Source organism: Seonamhaeicola marinus (assembly GCF_008085455.1).
The window spans coordinates 1-848 of record NZ_VSDQ01000455.1; the positions used below are offsets into that span (position 1 = coordinate 1).

The 848-nt window shown below is 29.2% G+C and carries 1 protein-coding gene; it reads right to left on the reverse strand.

Annotated features, from left to right (window positions below):
- Positions 1 to 174 precede the first annotated feature (174 nt).
- On the reverse strand, positions 175 to 848 hold a 674-nt coding region (locus tag FUA24_RS07700), incomplete at its 5' end, for an ABC transporter permease (protein WP_148541169.1).

The window sequence follows — 848 nt, forward strand, 5'->3', positions numbered from 1 at the left end:
GTATATATATTTTTTCTTCTGGAGCAATATTTAAAAAATATCCCTTAATGGTAACATATTTTCCTTCTAAAGCTTTTAAAGTGTTTGAAAACGTTGGTACTAAAAAAGCTTCATCATAAGCAGGTAAAAATTTCTCTTCAAATGTAACTTTTGCCAANTAAGCCAATTAATATTTTATTTTTCATTACTTAAAATAGTTGAAATATTCATTTTTAAAATGGGGTAAATAGCAAACGCTATAGACAAAGTTACCATTATAAAAACTAATACCGCAATTTGTATACCATCTTGTATGTTTAATGGTTGAATAATGTGTGCTTTCATGCCTAAGTTACTAAATTTAATTAGGGCATAAGTGCCAATTTTAACAATAGTTAGCCCAAGAATAAATGCTAAAAATGCGGCTATAAAACCCTCATAAAAAACCATTTTAATTAGCTGAAAATTACTAGCACCATAACTGCGTAATAAGGCCAAATCATAAGCGCGTTCTTTTACCATTTTATATAAGTTTATAAAAATTGTGATGCCAGAAATTATTAAAATTAAATAGGCTATCCAGGTAATGGTTTTAAAACCTATACTTGTAAATTCATATAATCTATCTAATTCATATTTAGGTAAAGCAGCTTGTAAATTGCTAGTGTCGTTTATTTTTCTGGGTAAAGTTAGTAAGCCCATAGGGTTTCTAAAGGTTACTAATAAAGCTGTAATTTGCTTGTTTTCATGCGCATGATCTTCTTCATGATTATCTGAATGTTTTTCGATGTTATGATGCTCTTCATGTTCATGTGTATCATTGTGGGTATGCTCGTGTGTGTGTTCTTCTTCAGTTTTATGAGCATCTT